This window comes from Gemmatimonadaceae bacterium, assembly GCA_020851035.1.
GTDB lineage: Bacteria > Gemmatimonadota > Gemmatimonadetes > Gemmatimonadales > Gemmatimonadaceae > JACMLX01.
Genome location: JADZDM010000023.1, coordinates 195,364 through 214,069, shown reverse-complemented (window position 1 = coordinate 214,069; position 18,706 = coordinate 195,364). Strand labels below are relative to the sequence as shown.

19 protein-coding genes are annotated in these 18,706 nt (G+C 70.3%); 4 read left to right on the top strand and 15 right to left on the bottom strand.

The annotated features are described in order from the left end of the window. Positions 1 to 113: 113 nt before the first annotated feature. The 3 genes from IT355_16410 to IT355_16400 form a co-directional block, all read right to left on the bottom strand. Entirely contained in the window at positions 114 to 1,532 is a 1,419-nt protein-coding gene (locus IT355_16410) for a lipid A deacylase LpxR family protein (protein ID MCC7054856.1), read from the bottom strand. Next, a complete protein-coding gene (locus IT355_16405) occupies positions 1,523 to 2,239 on the bottom strand; it encodes a hypothetical protein (GenBank protein ID MCC7054855.1) in 717 nt (238 codons plus the stop codon). Before IT355_16405 ends, IT355_16410 begins: the two co-directional genes overlap by 10 nt. An 86-nt stretch (positions 2,240 to 2,325) precedes the next feature. After that, entirely contained in the window at positions 2,326 to 2,889 is a 564-nt protein-coding gene (locus tag IT355_16400) for a helix-turn-helix transcriptional regulator (GenBank protein ID MCC7054854.1), read from the bottom strand. 178 nt (positions 2,890 to 3,067) lie between these two features. Between IT355_16400 and IT355_16395 the strand changes: the two genes are divergently transcribed. Then, positions 3,068 to 5,641: a hypothetical protein gene (locus IT355_16395; GenBank protein MCC7054853.1), complete on the top strand. Its 2,574-nt coding sequence runs from the start codon at positions 3,068 to 3,070 to the stop codon at positions 5,639 to 5,641. A 46-nt stretch (positions 5,642 to 5,687) separates the two neighbouring features. Here the strand turns inward: IT355_16395 and IT355_16390 are convergent, their stop codons facing one another. After that, entirely contained in the window at positions 5,688 to 6,257 is a 570-nt protein-coding gene (locus IT355_16390) for a hypothetical protein (protein ID MCC7054852.1), read from the bottom strand. Between the two features lie 209 nt (positions 6,258 to 6,466). Between IT355_16390 and IT355_16385 the strand changes: the two genes are divergently transcribed. The 3 genes from IT355_16385 to IT355_16375 all read left to right on the top strand — a co-directional run bounded on the left by IT355_16385 (position 6,467) and on the right by IT355_16375 (position 10,325). Beyond that, positions 6,467 to 7,624, top strand: coding sequence for a hypothetical protein (locus tag IT355_16385; protein ID MCC7054851.1), 1,158 nt, complete (start codon positions 6,467 to 6,469; stop codon positions 7,622 to 7,624). A 90-nt stretch (positions 7,625 to 7,714) separates the two neighbouring features. Then, the gene (locus IT355_16380; GenBank protein ID MCC7054850.1) at positions 7,715 to 8,257 is read left to right on the top strand and encodes a dihydrofolate reductase family protein; all 543 of its coding nucleotides are present in this window, start codon (positions 7,715 to 7,717) and stop codon (positions 8,255 to 8,257) included. A 94-nt stretch (positions 8,258 to 8,351) separates the two neighbouring features. After that, positions 8,352 to 10,325 carry a M1 family metallopeptidase gene (locus tag IT355_16375; protein ID MCC7054849.1) on the top strand — a complete coding sequence of 658 codons (1,974 nt, stop codon included), beginning with the start codon at positions 8,352 to 8,354 and terminating at the stop codon, positions 10,323 to 10,325. Between the two features lie 109 nt (positions 10,326 to 10,434). Here the strand turns inward: IT355_16375 and IT355_16370 are convergent, their stop codons facing one another. The 11 genes from IT355_16370 to IT355_16320 form a co-directional block, all read right to left on the bottom strand. Beyond that, positions 10,435 to 11,331: a class I SAM-dependent methyltransferase gene (locus IT355_16370; protein MCC7054848.1), complete on the bottom strand. Its 897-nt coding sequence runs from the start codon at positions 11,329 to 11,331 to the stop codon at positions 10,435 to 10,437. A gap of 115 nt (positions 11,332 to 11,446) precedes the next feature. Next, positions 11,447 to 12,526, bottom strand: coding sequence for a hydrogenase expression/formation protein HypE (gene hypE / locus IT355_16365; GenBank protein MCC7054847.1), 1,080 nt, complete (start codon positions 12,524 to 12,526; stop codon positions 11,447 to 11,449). After that, positions 12,498 to 13,610, bottom strand: a complete 1,113-nt coding sequence (gene hypD, locus IT355_16360) for a hydrogenase formation protein HypD (GenBank protein ID MCC7054846.1) — start codon at positions 13,608 to 13,610, stop codon at positions 12,498 to 12,500. The genes hypE and hypD overlap by 29 nt, the downstream gene beginning before the upstream one ends. Then, positions 13,607 to 13,909 carry a HypC/HybG/HupF family hydrogenase formation chaperone gene (locus IT355_16355; protein ID MCC7054845.1) on the bottom strand — a complete coding sequence of 101 codons (303 nt, stop codon included), beginning with the start codon at positions 13,907 to 13,909 and terminating at the stop codon, positions 13,607 to 13,609. Before IT355_16355 ends, hypD begins: the two co-directional genes overlap by 4 nt. Before the next feature lie 2 nt (positions 13,910 to 13,911). Further along, the gene (locus IT355_16350; GenBank protein MCC7054844.1) at positions 13,912 to 15,027 is read right to left on the bottom strand and encodes an NHL repeat-containing protein; all 1,116 of its coding nucleotides are present in this window, start codon (positions 15,025 to 15,027) and stop codon (positions 13,912 to 13,914) included. After that, on the bottom strand, positions 15,024 to 15,917 hold the full coding sequence (locus IT355_16345; protein ID MCC7054843.1) for a NifU family protein: 894 nt from the start codon (positions 15,915 to 15,917) through the stop codon (positions 15,024 to 15,026). Before IT355_16345 ends, IT355_16350 begins: the two co-directional genes overlap by 4 nt. Continuing rightward, positions 15,914 to 16,291 (bottom strand): hypothetical protein, encoded by a 378-nt coding sequence (locus IT355_16340; GenBank protein ID MCC7054842.1) that lies wholly within the window; start codon positions 16,289 to 16,291, stop codon positions 15,914 to 15,916. Before IT355_16340 ends, IT355_16345 begins: the two co-directional genes overlap by 4 nt. Continuing rightward, the gene (locus IT355_16335; protein MCC7054841.1) at positions 16,291 to 17,559 is read right to left on the bottom strand and encodes a hypothetical protein; all 1,269 of its coding nucleotides are present in this window, start codon (positions 17,557 to 17,559) and stop codon (positions 16,291 to 16,293) included. The genes IT355_16340 and IT355_16335 overlap by 1 nt, the downstream gene beginning before the upstream one ends. Continuing rightward, entirely contained in the window at positions 17,559 to 17,789 is a 231-nt protein-coding gene (locus tag IT355_16330; protein ID MCC7054840.1) for a hypothetical protein, read from the bottom strand. The genes IT355_16335 and IT355_16330 overlap by 1 nt, the downstream gene beginning before the upstream one ends. Continuing rightward, the gene (locus tag IT355_16325; protein MCC7054839.1) at positions 17,782 to 18,081 is read right to left on the bottom strand and encodes a hydrogenase maturation protease; all 300 of its coding nucleotides are present in this window, start codon (positions 18,079 to 18,081) and stop codon (positions 17,782 to 17,784) included. The genes IT355_16330 and IT355_16325 overlap by 8 nt, the downstream gene beginning before the upstream one ends. Further along, positions 18,071 to 18,688 (bottom strand): hydrogenase maturation protease, encoded by a 618-nt coding sequence (locus IT355_16320; GenBank protein MCC7054838.1) that lies wholly within the window; start codon positions 18,686 to 18,688, stop codon positions 18,071 to 18,073. Before IT355_16320 ends, IT355_16325 begins: the two co-directional genes overlap by 11 nt. Between the last annotated feature and the right edge of the window lie 18 nt (positions 18,689 to 18,706).

The following is an 18,706-nucleotide window of genomic DNA, read 5'->3' as shown; positions in this document are numbered from 1 at the left end:
CCGACGGACCGGATGTGAAGCGCCATGGCGGAAGACGAGAGGTCCTGTGGGAGTCTCGTCGCCACCCTGTTGCGGCATGAGCCGCGACGGCCGTCCGGTGCCCCGTGCCGACCTCACGGCGACGGACGTGCCCGAGATGACATCGCGACTGCCAGCGACCCGAACGAATGCCAGGGTGCACCGGAATGAAACTCATTCGATCGCCACAGCCACTGTTGCGTGACGGAGAACCGGCGCCAGCCGACAGTCCACCCGAGCGCGCTTTCCATGACGCCGTGTGCAATGTCGAGCTGATGCACCGTACGCCAGCCGGTCGGCCCGGTATCTGCCCAGCGTGAACCGGAGAGCAGCGCATTGCCGCCGACGGCGCGGACCGTGCCGCCCGCGAAGACCTGTCCCCACACATTCCTCGCGACGGAGGCGACAACCCGGGTCGCCACGTTGCCGTCGGCCCGCGCGACGACCTTCTGTGATGCGGCGGAGGGTACCGGTGCGACCAGCCGATCCGCCTTGACCAGCGGGTACGACGCGGTGTCCTGTGCAAGCACGGCAGGGACGTGACTCTTGAGGAGCATCTTGCCCGTCAGGCCGATGGGCGACACGATGTCGGGTGTGACCGCCGCGAACGCGTCGTTGAGCAGCGTGGCTGGAATCGGGGATGGTGCCGGTGTCCGGTCGATGTTCCAGCCGGCACGCAGCCTGGCCCCGACGGAGGCGCGCTGCATCACGGTCCCGACGATGATCTCGGGTGACACCTGCGCGTCGAACACGCGGACACGGGAGACCGGCCGCTTCCCTCCCGGTACCGCGGTGGCCGCAGGCCATGGGACGGACAGCTGCCCCAGCACCTTCGCGTACGCCGTCCGCAGGCTGACCAACGGCGCGGTGCGAAGCTGGTTCCGCCATCCGAGCGGACGCGGACTGCCGAACGACCAGGTCCAGTGCGCGAGGCTCTGCGTCTGCTCGGCGAACGCAAGGGGGCCGATGACGCCGACACTGACTTCGCTCAACGCCGACGCATCCTTCCAGCGCAACGTCGCGGCCACGGACGCGGTCAGCAGGCCGGCGTACGGGCGATCGCTGGGGTCGAGGATCGAGTCCAGGATGTTCGCCGGAGTGAACTGGGTCTGTGTCAGCGCAAAGCCGACCGTCAGACATTCGCGCCCTGACGTATCCGCAGCCGCGAGGATGGCCTGCGTGCAGGCCGCCACGGCCCGCGCGCCCGACCGTGGGCGACGAGCCGGGGCCAGGAACCGGTTGAGCGTGACCATCGCGCGTGGCGCGCGCGCGAACTCCATCAGGACGCGCAGCCCCTGCGTGTACGAGGCGTCGGTGCCACCGAATCCGAACGCATCGTTCTCGACCGCGATCGAGACGGAGCGTTCGCGATCGAACCATGCCGTGTCACGTCCTGGCGTGCCGCGGACCGCCTGGCCGCGACACTCGCCCGCCACGATGAGGCCGAGCAGGATCGCCGCGCGGCGCCGGATGCACGCGCCGTGGATGCTGCCGGGTGCAGTGCTCAGCGCCATGGCAGCGACACCTCGGAGATCGGCCCGCTCCAGCCGATGGTGAGCAGGCTGCCGCGGTACCGGATCGCGACAGGGGTGACCGTGCGCCGGCTTTCCTCCTTCGTGAAGCGGCCGGACAGCCGGTAAAACCGGAGCTGCACGCCGCTCTGGCGGCCAGGGAGCGGCAGTTCGAGGCCCATGGAGAGCGCCTGGCGCGGGCGGGCGTCCCGGAAGTTCCGCGCGCCCGTCCCACCCGCCGGCCACACTTCGGCGGTCGTCAGCGACCACGTCGCGCACGGGGTGTAGCCGAGCAGCGGTCGGACACGCAGGTGCCGGAACCGCACCGTATAGCCCAGTTCGGGAAGAAACTCGACGCGTGCGATGGCGCGGTCGGCGGGACGGGTGCCCACCCCGGCGATGTCCGAGACGGCGACGCGAACGGCAGCCGTGAGCGTGAGGTGCGGAATCCGCAGCGATGTCCGGACGCCGACGCCAAGGGAGAGTCCTGTGCGTGGGGCAGGCATGCTGCCATCCAGGCTGGTGACGAACCGCGCCAGCGCCACGTCGCCGGTCAGACCGGTGTAGTCGATGCGTGGGCGCTCGTCCGAGGCATTCTGCAGCTTGCGGCGCGAACCCGTGGCAGCCGAGTCGCCCGTGCCATCACCGTGTTGCGCCGCCGCCACGACAGGCGCGGCGCACCACGCACCGAGCACCACGGCGCCGATCATGGTGCGGTGCCGCAGCGACGCGTGCCGAGGGGACCGTGGCGGCGCTTTCGCTGACGCCGTTCCGGCGTCGATACCTGATGAGCGGCTCATGGCTGGGCGGACAGTGCGCCGATGCGCCGTGACAGTTCGGCCCGAGTGCGGACGCCGAGCTTTGCGAAGACGCGCTCGGTGTGCCGCCGCACGGTGCACACCGAGAGGTTCAGCCGATCGGCAATGGCAGGAGAGGTGTCACCGGTGCCGAGCTCGAGTGCGATCTGCCGCTCGCGTGGTGTGAGGCGGTAGCCCTGCAACGAGGCGCGCAACACGGCGCCGACGTCCTGGCCAGCCTCCGGCGTCGCGGTGGATGGCACCAGGACGCAGAGGAGTCGGTGTGTGGACGGGCCCGTCCGGTAGACGCGAACGACGACCGAGACCCGCCGCGTCCCGACGCACACGAGGATCGGTGCGCACTCCGCGTGTGCAGGGCGACCGCGTGTGCCGAGCAGGTTGGCGGCGATCGTTCCGAGCTCGCGCTCCACACCGGCGATCTCTTCGGGTCTCCAGCCGAGTACGCCAGAGAGGCCGGTTGTGTGATTGGCGGAACTGAACCAGCAGTGCGGAATGTTGAAATCCGCGAGGAAAGCCGCGACGGCCTGCAGTGGGAGCGACATCGGCGAACCCGTCCATGGTGGAGGAAGCAGCCGGATGTGGGAGGCGACCACCGGCTGCACTGGAATCGGGGCGAAGCTGGCGCCGGGCGATCAACCGGACGTCGCATTCCTGTCGTTGTGCAGCCAATATTCGATTTCGCGCCGCAGTTGACCGGGTTGATCGCACCAAAACAGGCACATGCAGACTGGTACGGAGGCGACGCGCGTGGGTCAGTTGTCGCTCAGCCTGCTTGGCGGGGTGCGTCTGGACCGTGACGGCGCCCCGGTCACCGGCAAGAGTGTCCAGCGGCGACGACTCGCGATTCTCGTGGTGCTGGTGCGGGCACCGCAGCGGCAGCTGGAGCGGGAACGGATCCTCGGGCTGCTGTGGCCGGATCATCCTCCGGCAGCCGCCCGCCGCCTGCTCAACGAGGCCGTGTACGTGTTGCGCCGCGAACTTGGCGCCGGCATCATCGCCACGGTCGGAGATGCCATCCGCCTGGATGGCGCCGTGAAGTGCGATGCGGACGAGTTCGTCACGGCCGTTGCGGAAAAGCGGCTCGATGATGCGCTCGCGCTGTACGAGGGAGAGTTCCTGGGCGCGTGGTACCTGCGCGATGCGGTCGATTTCGAGCGGTGGGTGGATGGCGAACGGTCGGGGCTGTCTCAAGTGTTCAGCCAGACACTCGCCGTTGCGGCTGATGCGGCCGAGGCGCGTGGCGATTGGGTGCGCTCGTCGCACTACCGCCTCCGCCAGGTCCGCATGGACAAATCGAGTTCGGGCGCCGTCGAGCGCGCAGCGTACGCGCTCGCCAAAGCGGGGGAGGGAGCCGCTGCGCTCGATGTGATCGACCGGCATCGGGCATTGCTGCAGGCGGAGTACGAGGCCGATCTCCCACCCAGTCTTTCCGCGCTGGCGAGCGACATCCGGGCGGCACGACTCGCTCCGGCGCGCGCCGTCGCCCCCGCGGACGCGGCGGAGGGGGGCGCTGCGCCGACGCGCGCGCGTCACGAGCCGGCCGGGACGGAACCCGCGTCGGTGGTGCCGGCGGAGTTGGCGTCGGTGCCGGAGCAGGCTGCGCCGTCAGCGACATCATCGCATGCCCCGATCGTGCCGCGTCGCGGATGGATGCGTCGTGCGCTGCCTGCCGGCGCATTCGTGGGCGTCGTGGCGATCGGGACGCTGGTCCCGTCGCAGTGGAGGCCGGCGGTGTCGGAGTCACGCGGCGCCTCGGACGCGTTCCGGATCGTGATCGAGCCGTTCTCGGTCGATGGCGACACGGCAGGCATCGCCTACGTTGCCGAGGGGATCTCGCATCAGCTCACGGCAACGCTGAAGCGCGTGGGTGGGGTGCAGGTTGCCGGCACAGACGTGTCACCCGGGGTGCTCCGGCGTGCGGAACGTGGCGGTACGGCAGCGCTCGACCTCCAGATCACGGGAGCGGTCTCGGGAGGCCCGGATGGCGTGCGGGTGTCGGTGCGCGTGCTGGACCGCGCTGGTGCACAGGTGGGTTCTGCGCAGGTGAGCGCTCGACGCGGCGACCCGGTGACCCTCACGGACGACCTCTCGGCGCAGCTCGACGTGTCGTTGCGCGACCAGCTCGGTGAACGACGGTCACTGGCCGCGCTCCGCCGATCGCAGCGTGACGCGGGGGAGTCGGAGCACGCCATGGACCTCGTGTGGCGTGCACAGGGGCTCGTTCGTGCGGCGGCGGCGGCGCGCGCTACGCCGCTGTCGGATGGCGCAGACCGGTTGCTCGGTCGCGCCGACTCGATGCTGAGCGTGGCGGAGTTCGATGCGCCGAACTGGGTGGTTCCGACCCTGGAGCGCGCCTGGCTGGCGCGGCTGGCTGGCAGCCTGCGTTCCGGTGAGGCGCGGGTGCGCGCGCTGGACGTGGGCCTCGGTCATGCCGATCGTGCGATTGCGCGGTACACCTCCACGTCGGCGGATGGACGTGCTGCGGGCTGGCGCGCCGGCCAGGCGGAGGCGTACTGGGTGCGGGGACAGCTCCGCACCGACGCGGCGACGGCCGTGCAGACGTATCGCCGCGAGGAGGACCTGCTGCGCGGTGCCGAGGCGGACCTGCTCACGGCCACCAGCATCGATTCCCTGCTCGCGGGTGCCTGGGCGTCGCTGGGGATGCTCCGCTGGGTGCGGGGCGACATTCCGGGGGCGATCCTCGCGACGCAGCGGGCGCTGGCGCTGGACGGCTACCTGGAGAATGCCGACCGGATCATCGACTTCGCCGTCCGCGCGCTGATCGCGCTTGCCGATCGCCGTGCCGCGCTCACGTGGTGCCAGCGGGGCCGGCGCATGTTTCCGGCGGACTGGCGCTACGTGGAGTGTGAGCTCTCGGTGATGTACATCGACGCCGGTGGTGGTGGCGCGCCACCGGATCCGGTGCGGGCATGGGCGCTGGTGGACACGCTGACGCGGATGGATCCGGACAGTGTGGCGGCGGCGTCGGGCCGGCCGTACAGCCCGATCTACCGCCGGATGGTGGCGGCGATCGTGAGTGCCGCCGCTGGCGATGTGCCGCGGGCGCGGCAGGAATACGCGCTGGCAGAGGTGCGCGTGCGGCAGAGTGCCGAGCTGACGAACGATCTCCGGTTCGATGCGGCGCACCTGGCGTTCGTGCTGCGTGACTCCGCGGCCGCTGAGGTGCGACTGGCCGAGTACGTGCGCGCGCGGCCCGATCTCGCCGCGCTGGTGCGCAACGACCGGACGACGGCGCAGTTCCGGCGCCTGGCGGGCCGGCCGACGAGGCCCTGACGGATGGCGGCACGCTCCGCAGCGGCGCGGAGCGTGCCGCGCCAGGTCACCGATCGAGGGTCATCAGGGCAGCGACGATGGCATCGCCGCCGAACACCAGCGGGGTGTCGCCGAAGCCCTGGATGGAGAGCCCGGACCGCGCGATCATGCGGTCGCGGAGCGCACCGGTCACGGCGAAGGCCGGCGTCTTCGTGCCGATGAGTCCAACGGAACGCGGCAGGTGCAGCGCACAGAGCACATCACGATCCGCCATCACGCGTCGGTACTGCTCCAGCTCCGCGCCGGTCATCAGCCGGGTGTAGTACGGCACGAAGAACTTCTCGAATGCGGCGATGCTCCACGCAGCGCAGTCACACTCCTTGAGGACGTTGGGCACGGGCGTGCCATCGGGATGCAGGAGAACGACCGGTGGGGAGCTCTCGATGGTGATGGGCTTCGTGTTGGAACCGGCCGGCTGGGAGGGCGCCACGGAGAACAGCACCGAGGCACCTCCGCCACGCGCCGCCGTTGCCGAGATCGTGGTCCCGTCCTCGAACACGTCGACGGTGGCATCGGGACTGCCGGCAACGGTTTCGACGAGGCGTCGCAGGTCGAGCAGCGAGAGTGTCGGTGGCATCGGGTGCAGTCTCCGGGCAAGGTGATGACGGGGCATGACGAGCGGCGGTGGATGCTAGTGCAGTGCCACGGGCATGAGTATGGGCAACTCTGCCACCATCGGCAGGAGCGGGCCGGGTGGTCGACTTGCCAATGGTGCGCCGCGTCGTGGTGCGGAACTTGGAGGCGTGACCGTCCCCAGCCTCCGCCACCCATGACCCCGAGTGATCCATGCCGATCGACGCACGTCTCAACCAGGACCTGAGCGAGGACAGGAGTGGCGGAATGGTCGCCGCATCGGACATCGGCGTGCTGCGGCGGTGTGTTGCGGCGGTGGCGATCCTGATTCCGCTCGCCGGTCCGTCCCTGTCGGCGCAGTTCAACCTCCCGGTGCCCGTCGTCGTCGATGCGCAACGCGTCGCCCGGGAAGACCTGCAGAAGCTCTTCATCCGTGACTTCCTCGGCGCCGCGGTCGCGCGCACCGAGCGCATCGCGTCGATGCAGGTGAAGCTGAGTGATTCGGGCGCCGACGCCGAGCTGGCCGACAGCGCCAAGGCGTTCTGCGGGCGCCGCGATGCCGCGACGACGCCGGAGCACGCCGCCTGCATCGCCGCCGTGAGCAAGGATTCGCTGGTGGGCCGGTTCGGGACTTCGACGCGAGCAGAGCGTCCGCTCAGCACGCGGCTGATCGGAACCCCCGTGCCGGGGTTCTTCACCTCCCGCGCAGATGTGTCGGACTACCTGCGCAGTAGCGGTGGCGGGACAGGATTCACCATTGCGTCGCAGTTCGCGGCGAATATCGGGGAGAACGATGCGTATGTCGTCTCCTCGATCGTCCGCGGCCAGGTCGGGCGCGCGCTCTTCTCGGCAGATCAGGCGTCGGTGGTCACGACGTCGGACGAAACGGACGCGGCGGCGCGTGAAACCGACGAATCCGACCGGGCGAACGTCCTTCGCGCCATCAACAACGGGGGAACGCTGGTGGGCCGCCTGACCCTGCCGATGTACGCCAGGTCCGGGAGCACGATGAGCAGTGCCGGCGGGGTGAGCGTCGCGCTGGGACTGCTCGGTGCCGTCACCGGCGACGCACCACGCCGGGACGGTGCGGGCACGGTGAGCGGCGAGTACTCGATGGCGATTCCGGTCCGCGACCTGAGTGGCAATGGCAGCGTCGTGGCGGACCTGCTGGTCGGCCTCCGCGCAGGGTACACCTACAGCGGCATTCCAATCCTCGTCGCGGGAGGTGCCCACGACCTGAGCTACGCCCAGCTGGCGGTCGGACTGAGACAGAACAACGCGCTGACGGTCTCCGTGCTCGCGTCGTTCGTCAACAAGGGCTTCCAGGACTACGTGCCGCGGATCACGGTGAACTTCACGGCGCGCCGCTGACCGACGCGTGGAGCCGCGCAGCAGCGATGCCCGCCCTGCGGACTGGACGCCCCGTCGCGCGCGCTCGACAACTCCATTCCCACCCGGGTGATGCGGACCCTCGTCTATGCCATGGATGTGACGCTCGACGGATTCATCGCCCGCGATGACGGCACCTGCGAGGCACTGTCGTGCACCGCGGAGAGTGCCGCCCACCGTGCGGTGGCCGCCGGCGATGTGGACTGTGTGGTCACCGGACGCGTGGCATTCGAGGCGCGCGTCCGCGACGGGCTGCTCCGCACCTGGCCGGCGCTGCACCAGGTCGTCGTGACGCAGACGCTGCACCCGTCGGCGGTTCCGGGCGTGCAACTGCTTGGCGCGGATGTCGCATCACGCATCCGCGACCTCAAGGCGTCGGCCGGTGCCACGATCCTGCTGGCCGGCGGCGCTGAACTCGCGACGACGCTCATGCGCCACGGCCTGATCGACGAACTCTCGCTCTGCGTGCACCCGGTGGTGTTCGGCTCCGGGATCGGCCTGTTCACGGAGGGCCTGGCCGGAGTTCCACTCGTGCGCCGGCAGCTGGTGGCTGGCGCGGCGGGTCGGATTCACCTGCGGCATGCGGTCGTGTCGCAGCGGGGGGCCGTGTCCTGACGGCGGGCGGGAGTCGCGGCGTCGGCACGCCACGACATAGTTTCCGGGTCGGTCCGCCATCGGCGTCGACCGATCATTCCACACGCCACGCGCCATGCATCCACGGATCTCCGCCACCCTGCTCCTCACTGCCGCGGCCCTGTCGCCCGCCGCCGGCCAGGGCCGGCCGGCACCCCGACCGGTCACCGACACCTCGATCTTCGCGCCGCTCGTCCTGCCCACCGCCAACGAATTCCGCGCCGGCAGCGGCGCGCCGGGCGCGAAGTACTGGCAGAACCGGGCCAGCTACACCATCCGCACCACCCTCGACACCACCACCACGTCGGTGCGCAGCGAGCTCTCGCTGCAGTACACCAACAACTCCCCCGACACGCTCCACTTCCTCTGGCTGCAGACGGAGCAGAACGCGTTCAAGTCGAAGTCGCTGAACAGCTTCATCTTCCCCGAGGACTCGCGCTTCGGCGCCCGCGGGTTCGAGGGGGGCTACACCTTCACCCGCGTGGAGCAGCGACTGGGAACGCCCACGGCCGCGCGCCGGGTGAAACTCACGACCCGCGTGCAGGAGACGGTCACCAAGGTGGACCTGGCCGAGCCGCTGGCGCCGGGCCGCAGCGCGACGATCGAGATCGCCTACCGCTTCACGGTGCCGGAGCATGGCGCCGACCGCATGGGCCGCGACGGGTCGCTCTACGAGATCGCGCAGTGGTATCCGCGCGTGGCGGTGTACGACGACGCCCGCGGCTGGAACATCGAGCCGTACCTGGGCCAGGGCGAGTTCTACCTCGACTTCGGCGACTACAACCTCGAGATCACGGTGCCGGCCGGCTACATCGTCGCCGCCACGGGGGCACTCGAGAACCCACGCGACGTGCTCACCACCACGCAGCTCGCGCGCCTGAACGCCGCGGCGTCCACCGACTCGGTGATCCGCATCATCACGGCCGCCGAGCTGCGGTCGGGGGCGGCCCGCCCGCGCACCACCGGCATGCTGACCTGGAAGTTCGCGGCGAAGAACGTGCGGGACGCGGTCTGGGCCGCCTCCCCCGACTTCCAGTGGGATGGCACGAGCTGGAAGGGGATCTACGCCTTCGCCTACTACCGGCCGAGCGCCGCCGACAACTGGCACGATGCCGCCGACCAGTCGCGGATGTCGATCCAGGAGTACTCCGAGCGCTGGTTCATGTACCCGTGGCCGCACATTTCGGCCATCGAGGGCCCGATCAGCGGCATGGAGTACCCGATGATCGCGATGGAGAACCGGAGCGAGGACGTGTACGACCTGTTCAACGTGGTGACGCACGAGATCGGCCACATGTGGTTCCCGATGATCGTGGCCAGCAACGAGCGCGCGTACATGTGGCAGGACGAGGGGTTCAACACCTTCATCAACACCTTCGCCGAGGCGCGCCGCTACCCGCGGAAGGGTGACCAGATGGCGCGTGCCGCCGAGGAGCGCGGGATGGTGGAGCAGGTCATGCGCGCCGGTGTCGAGGGGGCGATCGTGACCGGACCGGACCGCATCGACCCGCGCCTGCTGGGCATCTCGGCGTACGTGAAGCCGAGTGTGGGCCTCCAGCTGCTGCGGCAGGAGATCCTCGGCCCGGACGCCTTCGATGACGCGTTCCGCACCTACATCCGGCGCTGGGCGTACAAGCATCCCACGCCGGCCGACTTCTTCCGCACGATGGAAGATGCCGGTGGCCGGCGGCTGGACTGGTTCTGGCGCGGCTGGTTCCTGGAGAACGCGCGCTACGACCAGGCGGTGGACACGGTGGTGATGCGCAAGGACGGCGACACCACGCGCGTGGTCATCGCCTACGGCAACCGCGAGCGTGGTGTGCTGCCGATCCGTGCGCGCCTGACCTTCAGCGACGGCAGCACCGAGGACCACGACTATCCGGCCGAGGTGTGGAGCACCAACACCGTGCGCTACGTCCGCCGCTACAGCTTCGCAGGCCGGACGCTGGTGAAGGTGGAAATCGATCCCGAGGCCCGGATCCCCGATATCTCGCGGGGAAACAACACCTGGCTGGCGACCGGTGCGCAGGCGAAGCCGGTGCTGCCGTAAGGGCACCGGGCGGTCGGTAGGTCAGGGCAGCGTCAGCAGGAGTGACGGGGAGATGGCGGCGGCCACGTGACCCCGGGTGACGGTGCCCTGCCGCCGCTCACCCGCGTGGTCAGCCCGGCGGGCGGCGTACCACGAGCAGCAGGTGGTCGGTCGCGTCGCGGTACTGGGGCAGCTCGCAGAGCGTGGCCGCCACCTGGACCGCCGTGTCATACGCCACGCGGCGCTCCAGCTGCATGCGCTGCAACGCCGGTGCCATCCCCGAGGCGAAGCTCTCGGCGCCGGCATAGGTCACCAGCTCGAAGCCGGCGTCGCGCACCTCCTGCAGCGCGGCCGGTGGCGTGGACCAGTGGCTCTCGGTGAAGCCGGTGAGCTGGCCGGCACGGAACGATCGACCCTCCAGCAGCGCGCTGAACGTGGAGCGCTCGCGGTACCAGTCGGGGAAGTCGTTCAACCCGGTGCGGAGCAGGCCCCACGCGTTGAGGTAGGCGACGATGGCGATGCCGCCCGGGCGCAGGATCCGCAGGAGTTCGCCGAGCGCCTGCTCGCGGCCGGCCAGGTCGCCGATGTGGTAGAGGGGCCCGAGCAGGAGCGCCGAGTCGAAGCTGCGCGACTGGACGCCGGCCAGCTCGCGCGCGTCGGCGAGCATGACCCGGTCGGCCTTCAGCCCGTTGCGCCGAAGCCCCTCGGTCGCGAGCCCGAGTGCCCGCGCCGAGACGTCCACGAGGGTCGTGGCGAATCCGCGACGGGCCAGTTCGATGGTGTAGCGACCCGGACCACCGCCGATGTCGCAGTTTCGGCCCGGCGGGCCGAAGTAGCGCTCGATGAGATGCAGGGTGCTGAGGAACTCGATCCGGCAGAGCGGCAGGTCGAGCCGCGACCACTCGAGCTCGGCATTCGCGTCGTAGTAGCTCGCGACAGGCGTGTTCATCGAGGCAGTGCTGGGGAGACGCAGCCCGGCGGCGGCGTCGTCGCGGGTGATCCGCCCGTGGATCACGACGGTGCGCACCGGGGTGGCGTGCGGAACCGTGCGGTTGCAAGTCGCGCACCATCGCCGGCGCAGACGCATGCCATCCGGAATCCTCCGACTCCAGCGCTCGAGCTCGCCGAAGCCGCGCCGTGCCTCAGCAGATCCGCGGCAGCTGCTCCCCGAGCTGCATCGCGATCACCCGCTGCGCCCCGATCGCCGTGCGGGCCACCAGCATCCCCGGGTGCGACGCCGTCACCTCGCCGATGATGGCGGCGTTGGCGCCACGCGGGTGTGCGCGCATCGCGGCCAGCATGTCCATCGCATGCTGCGGCGGGACGATCGCCAGCAGTTTCCCCTCGTTGGCGACGAACACGGGATCCATGCCGAGGATCTCGCAGGCCGACGCCACCTGCGGCAGCACCGGCAGCGCCGACTCGCGGATCACGATGCCGACACCGGACGCCGCCGCGATCTCGTTCAGCGAGGAGGCCAGCCCGCCGCGCGTCGGGTCGCGCAGCACGTGGATGTCCGGGGTGACCGCGAGCATGTCCGCCACCAGCGAGGCGAGGGAGGCGCAGTCGCTCACGATGGTGGTGTCGAACTCGAGGCCCTCGCGCACACTCATGATCGCCATGCCATGGTCGCCGATGGTGCCGCTCACCAGCACCACGTCACCCACCTCTGCCCGCTGCGGCGCGATGTCGATGCCGTCGGCGATCACGCCGAGGCCCGAGGTGTTGATGTAGCACCCGTCGCCATGCCCGCGCTCGACGACCTTGGTGTCCCCGGTCACGATGCGCACCCCCGCCTCGCGTGCGGCGGCGGCCATGTCGGTCACGATGCGGCCGAGCACCGCCATCGGCAGCCCCTCCTCGAGGATGAAGCCGGCGCTGAGATACAGCGGCCTGGCCCCGCTCATCGCGAGGTCGTTCACGGTGCCGTTCACGGCCAGGGCACCGATGCTGCCGCCGGGAAACTCCAGCGGACGCACCACGAAGCTGTCGGTGGAGTACGCGATGCGGCCGGGAGGCAGCGCGAGCACGGTGCTGTCGGCCATCCGGTCCAGTGCGTCGTTGCTGAACGCCGGCTTGAACAGGTGCTCGACCAGCTCGTTGCCGAGCTGCCCTCCCCCGCCGTGGCCGATCACGATGGTCGGGTAGTCGCGCAGCGGGAGCGGACAGCTCCAGGTGCCGCTGAGCGGGGCGTCAGCCAACGGTCGCACGTTCGAGGGTATGGAAGCGGCCGTAGTTGAAGTAAGCGGCACAGGCACCTTCACTGGACACCATCGTGGCGCCGAGCGGGGTGCGCGGCGTGCACTGCGTGCCGAAGGCCTCACACTGGCTCGGCTTGATCGAACCCTGCAGCACCTCGCCGGCCCGGCAGAGGGCCGACTCCACGGTGCGGATCGCGCCGACGTCGAAGCGATGCTCGGCATCATAGTCTGCGTACGCGTCGCTGAGGCGCCAGCCGCTGGCCGGGATCACGCCGATGCCGCGCCAGGCACGGTCGGTGACCGTGAACACCTCCGCCAGCAGCGCCTGCGCCGGCGCATTGCCGTCGAAGGTCACCACGCGGGCGTACGCGTTGTCGACACGGTAGTCGGCGGTCTCGAGGCACTGCACGGTGCGGCGGATCCCCTCCAGCACGTCCAGCGGCTCGAAGCCGGTGATCACGATCGGCACCGCGTGCCGCGTGGCCAGTGGCGGGTACTGCCAGAAGCCCATCACGCTGCAGACATGGCCGGCGGCGAGGAACGCCTGCACGCGGTTCCCCGGCGCCGACATGATCGCATCGATGGCGGGTGGCACCAGCACGTGCGACACCAGCATCGAGAAGTTGCCGAGCCCCTCACGCTTCGCCAGGTGCACCGCCATCGCGTTGGCCGGTGCAGTGGTCTCGAAGCCGATGCCGAAGAACACGACCTGCTTCGCCGGGTTCTCGCGCGCGATCTGCACCGCGTCCAGCGGGGAGTAGACGATGCGCACGTCGCCCCCCTCGCTCTTCACCCGGAAGAGGTCCTTCTCGCTGCCGGGCACGCGCAGCATGTCACCGAAGCTGGTGAAGATCACGCCGGGGAGCGCGGCGATGGCGAGCGCCTTGTCGATCATGTCGAGCGGCGTGACGCACACCGGGCAGCCGGGGCCGTGGATCAGCTCCACCTCGGGCGGCAGGAGCTGGTCGATGCCGTTGCGCAGGATGCTGTGCGTCTGGCCGCCACACACCTCCATGATCGCCCAGGGCCGGGTGGTGATGGCGCGGATGTCGGCGGCGAGCTTCTGCGCGATGTCACCATCGCGGAACTCGGCCAGGTACTTCATGGCGCCACCACGTCACAGCTCTCGCCGTGCGGTGCGGCGTACTGCTCAGGCGTGGCCTCGCCCAGCTCCTCCTCGAGGATGCCGAGCTCGCGGAACTGGCGCAGCGTCTCCTGCGCCGAGGCCTCGTCGATGCGGCTGATGGCGAAGCCCACGTGCACGATGGCGTAGTCGCCCACCACCGCGTCGGGGAGGTAGGCCAGGCACACCTGCTTCTGGATCCCGCCGAAGTCGAGCTTCGCCATGCGGGTGCCATGGGCTTCGAAGATGTCGACGATCTGTCCGGGGACGGCGAGGCACATGGTCAGCTCGTGGTGAGGAGGTCGGCCGTGATGCCGGCGGTGGCCCAGAGCATCACGCGGTTGTTGCCGGAATCGGCGATGGCGAGGCGGCCGCCATGCATCCAGAGCCCGTACGGCCAGCAGAGGGTGTCGTCGGCCACGGCCTTCCAGCGGTTCTCGCCGGCGGCATCGAAGTCGGCCTGCCCGATCACCGCGGCGGCCGGTACACCGGCTCCGTGCGGCGGCGGTGCGGGAAAGAACAGCACGCGGTTGTTGGCGGTGTCGCCCACGGCGAGCAGGTCGCCGTCACTGGCGATCCCGTACGGGAAGCGCATGCGGTGCGCTCCCTGCTTCCGGTGCGGCAGCTCGGTGTTCGACGTGAAGTCGGGCTGGCCGATCACCATCGTGGCGGGGCCGTCGGACACCGGCAGCGGTGACCACCCCAGCACGCGATGGTTCCCCGCGTCGGCCACGTAGAGCGCGTCACCGATGCCGGTGATCGCGTGGGGCCAGCGAAACGAACCGGCGCTCACGTCGGCACCGCGGTTCTCGGCGTTGCTGCTGAAGTCGGCCTGGCCGAGCACGATCTCCGGGGGCTGGTCGGGGGTCGGAAGCCCGCGGTAGCCCAGCACGCGCCGGTTGCCGGTGTCGGCGATCCAGAACGTGCCGGCGTGCCAGCCGATGCCGTATGGCCAGTACAGGCCAGCATCGGTGACATCACCGCCACGGTTCGGGAGGCCGTCGGCCATCGTCTGCTGGCCGATGACGTACGCCGGCGCGACATCCGACGACCTGGGCACGCCATCCCACACCAGCACGCGGTGGTGCCACGCGTCGGCCACGCAGAGGTTGCCCTCCACCACCAGCACGCCGGTGGGGAGGTGCAGTCCGTGCGCCGCCTCGCGCGGACCCTCGCTGGTGAAGTCGGGCTGACCCAGCACCACGTCGGCATCACTGCCATCGGTGGAGGGGATGCCGTGCCAGATCAGCACCCGGTGGTTGCCGCTGTCGGCGACCACCAGCATCTCGTCATCGAACCAGACGCCGCGTGGCCCGTACATCTGCGACGCCGTCGGCTGGGCCGAGGGCAGCGCGAGGCCGAAGGGCGAGGCGGCGCCGAGTCGCGCGATCGGCTTCACGAAGGACGCACCAGCACGCGGCCGCCATCCAGCCGCAGCGGCACCTGCTCGAGCTGCGCCTGCGGCGCGGTGAGGCATTCACCGGTCGTGCAGTCGAAGCGGAACCCGTGCCACGGGCAGGTGATGGTGCGTGCCTCGGCATCCACCATGCCACCGTCGATCGGCAGGCCCTGGTGGGCGCACTCGTTGTGGAAGGCCGACACCTGCTCCCCGAAGCGCAGCAGCACGAGGCTCCTGCCGTCCTGCATTTCCATCCGGAACGGCTTGCCCTCGACGAGGTCGTCGAGGGACGGGCCCTCGAGCCAGCCGGCGTTCGCCCCACCGCGCTGAATCGACACCAGCGGGACGGCGGCGGGCGCCGGCTCGGTCGGCACCACCTCGATCGCCGTGACTTCGGGACACTGCTCCCGCAGCGCCTCCTCGACGCCGTTGCGCAGGGTGACGGCGCTCATGCTGCAGCCGTTGCAGGCGCCGGCCATCCGCACGTAGACGATGCCGTCGCGGACGTCCACCAGCTCCACGTCGCCGCCGTGCGACTGGGTGTACGGCCGCACCGTCTCGACCACGCGGGCCACGCGGGTGCGCAGGTCGGCCCGCACGATGCCGTGCATCGCGAAGAGCGCGTAGATGCTCGGGTCGTCCACCATCTCCAGCAGCAGTTCCTTGCCGCGCGGGTCGGCCTTCAGCGTGCGCACGATCTGCGTGAGCCCCGCCGTGTGGAACGCCTCGACCGCATCCTTGAGCGCGGTGGCGCGCGTGCGGTGGTCGATCGGCATGCCCTTCACCTCGGTCAGCGCGGCCTCGACGGCCTTGGCGCGCCGGGCGAGCTCGGTCTCGGGCGCGACGGGCGCGCTGACCGGCGGGGTCGCGGTGCTGGTCCCGGTGCTCATTCGTCCACCACCTGGAACGCGAGGCGCTGCTCGAGCTGCTCGTCGGTCTTGATGCGCAGCACCGAGGCGAAGGCGTTGCGGGCCAGCGCGCCAAGGGCTGCCTCCACCGTCATGCCGTCGGTGATCACCGGCGCGGCCGGCCGCTTCGACAGGGCCTGCAGCACGAACGCCGAGCCGGCGGCGTTGTCGAGCAGGAAGTCGCGGAAGAGGGCGGCGGTGAACTCGTCCAGCCACACGCCCTCGCCGTTCGGGTCGGTGCGCAGCCGCTCCAGCGCCGGCACGGGTCCACCGCACCGCTGCTCGATGCGGTCGACGAAGCGCTCGATCGCGGCGTTGAAGAAGAAGTCGAATTGCTGGCGCGCATGCAGGTCCATCAGGCGTCGCCTCCGCCGGTGGCATCGGCATCCGCATCGGTGCCGACGCTCGCCAGCTGCGCGTTGATGCGCTCGAGCTGCTCGAGGATGGTGGCCGCGAGCCCGGCCTCCCCGTGCCAGTGCAGCAGCTTGTGCGCCTCGGTGAACTTCTCCGTCGCCGGCTGGAACATGCCGAGGTGCGCGAGGGCGTTGGCCTGGTTGGCGAGCAGGCGGGCGTAGCCCAGCGGATCGATCGCCTTGTTGCGCACCGCGAGCAGCTGCTCGTACGTCTCCACCGCCTGCACCAGGTGCTCCTCGGGGCGCGCGGAGGGCAGGTACTGCAGGGCGTTGGCCATGTTGAGCATGGTGCTGGTCCACGCCTCGAGGTGCGTCTCCGGTGTGTAGACCTTCAGCGCCTCACGGAAGCTCTGCACGGCCACCGCATGCCGCAGCTTGTCGCCGGCGTCGGTCATCGGCATGGAGAGGTAGGCGAGGCCGATGTTGTTCTGGGCCATCGCGAAGGTCTCGGGGGTGTCCTCGAGCGTGATCCCGTGGTGCAGTGCGTCCTGGTAGGTCTTCACCGCCTCCACCAGCATCTCGCGGCGGTCGCCCGAGGCCTCGTGCAGGGTGATGGCGAGGCCGATGCGCAGGTCACCGCGCAGGTGCGGGAGGGGCGAATCGCCGGCCAGCGCGATCGCGCTGCGCCAGAGCGTGACGACCTGCGGCACTGACGCGCCGGCGAGGGTGGCATGCACCTGCGCGAGCTGGGCGGTGAGCTGCGCAGCGAGCACGGGTGACGTGGCGCGACACGCCGCGACGCCCTCCGTGAGCAGTGCCGCGGCGGCGTCGTCGCGACCGGCATCCATCTCGGCGGCAGCGCGGGCCATCAGCAGGTTGGCGCGCAGCTCGCCCTGCAGGCTCGTGTCGCCGGGCAGGGTGTCGCTGGCGCCCTGGATGAACATCGCCATGGTCGTGAGCGTGCGGAGGGTCTCGCTGCCGTCGCGCAGCGCGGCCTGGCACCCGGCCTCGTCGCCGTCGAGCACGAAGCGGTTGTAGCCGGCGAGCGGGGTGGTGTCGTCACGCAGGGCTGCGATGGCGTCGCCGGTCCGGCCGTGCAGCGCATCGTGGAAGAACTGCCACGCGGCGGGCACCGTCCCGGGCACGGCGCCGCGCATCAGCGTGGCGCGGGCGAGGTCGGCACCGGCATCGGCGCAGGGCGGCAGCACCAGCAGGCCAGCCGGATACGGGAAGATGCCGAGGGGCTGCGGCGTGGTGATCGTCTGCGGCATCAGGGTCTCTCGCGGGGGTGCGGAAAGGTTCGGTTGGCGGCGTTCACGGTCCACTTCGCGGCCACCTCGGCCCGCTCGCGCGTGGCGTAGTCGGCGATCCGGTGGCGGATGACGTGGTCCGGCCGGTCAGGGACCATCAGGACTTCGAGCACCAGCACCCAGCGGCCCTGCTCCTCCGTGATCACGGCCCGCACGTCGATCGCATCGGAGGCAAAGTGACGCTCAGGCATCGGACTCCGCCAGCGCAACGCGGAGGGCGCCGTTGGCTGCGTCCCAGAATGCGGGGCGGGTGCCCACCGGCACGGCGTCGTCGAGTGTCTCGCGCACCAGCACGCTGCGGTCGCCGCGCAGGTTGCGCTGCTTGAGGATCAACCCGCCGGCGGCGGCGCCCCGCGTGGGCAGGAGCCAGAGCTCCGGTCCGCGGCGCAGCGCGACCAGCACGTCGAACGGGAAGAACTCCTGCGCCACCTCGGCCTGCAGCACGAGGTAGCCATGGTCGGTGAACTCGACCTCACGCCGCATCGTGGTGCAGCTCGGCGAGCAGCAGGTCGGCCAGCGTGTGCATCGCGGTCTCGACGGCGGGAGAGAGTGCCTCGCCGACGGTGAAGTGCTCGCCCTCGATGAGGTAGACCGTGATCGACTGCGGGTAGTCGTCCTTGAGCAGCCAGCGCGCGAAGGCCAGGGCGTGGTCCCAGCGGAATGCGTGCAGGTTGATGCCTGCGAGTGGCGGGAGGTGTTCCACCTCGGTGCCGGGGAGCTTGAACAGCGCCCCCGGTTCCGAGCCGCTGCGGCAGGCATCGACGAGGATGACGTGCGGCACGCCGCGCATCTGGAAGGCCACATCCATGCCGCCGGTGCCGCCGTCGGCGCAGCGCACGCCGTCGGGGAGCCCGCGTTCCCAGAGGTGGCGCACGAACACCGGGCCCACGGCATCGTCGCCGCGCAGGATGTTTCCACACCCGATGATCAACGTGCGAACGGGCCCGGCGAAGTTCACCGGGCCCGACGCGTCGTGTGCCAGCGTCGCGTGAACAGTCTGTTGGCGGCATTCGTCGGACGCTGCATCCCGATCTGCTTCGTTGCTCGTCGCGACCGTCGCGCTGCTACGCTCGCTCCTCACGTCTCGCATCTCGGGCGCATCGTCCGA